Here is a 538-nt window from a genome sequence, read left to right as displayed (position 1 = left end):
CGCCAGCAAGCAGGCCGCCAGCAAGAAGCGCACCACCGTCGCTGGCGCCGCACTCATCGCCCTCGTCGGCACCGTCCTCGCCGCGACCCCGGCGATCACTGCCGCCGCAGCACCCGCGGCCGTCGACGCCAGCCCCGCCGCCATGCTCGCGCCGTACTACACGGACCTCGACCTGACCGGCGACGACCAGGTCACGAAGTCCGACCTTGAGGTGCTCACCGACCACCTGGGCACGACGAGTGCCAGTGACGACTGGGCGACGGTCAGCGCCGCGGACACCGACGCCGACGGCACGATCACCGTCGCGGACCTCGCGGCGCTGTCCCAGCGGATGATCTACGACGACGGCCCGTTCACGCTCGTCGAGGCGTCCACCATCGACATGCAGGCCGCCATGAACGCCGGGGTCACCACCTCGGTCGCCATCACGCAGGACTACCTCGACCGCATCGCCGCGTACGACCGCACCAAGGTCGACACCGCGTCGACCGGGCGCGCGCTCAACTCGATCGTCACCACCAACGCCGACGCCCTGGCC

1 protein-coding gene is annotated in these 538 nt (G+C 71.2%); it reads left to right on the top strand.

Features of this window, described 5'->3' with window-relative positions:
- Positions 1-55 precede the first annotated feature (55 nt).
- Positions 56-538, top strand: a 483-nt coding sequence (locus BIU89_RS04755) for a dockerin type I domain-containing protein (protein WP_254791493.1), incomplete at its 3' end; no start/stop codon positions are given.

The organism is Curtobacterium sp. MCBA15_005 (genome assembly GCF_001864855.1).
In the GTDB taxonomy this organism is placed as follows: Bacteria; Actinomycetota; Actinomycetes; order Actinomycetales; family Microbacteriaceae; genus Curtobacterium; species Curtobacterium flaccumfaciens.
This window is presented reverse-complemented; position numbering and strand designations above follow the sequence as displayed.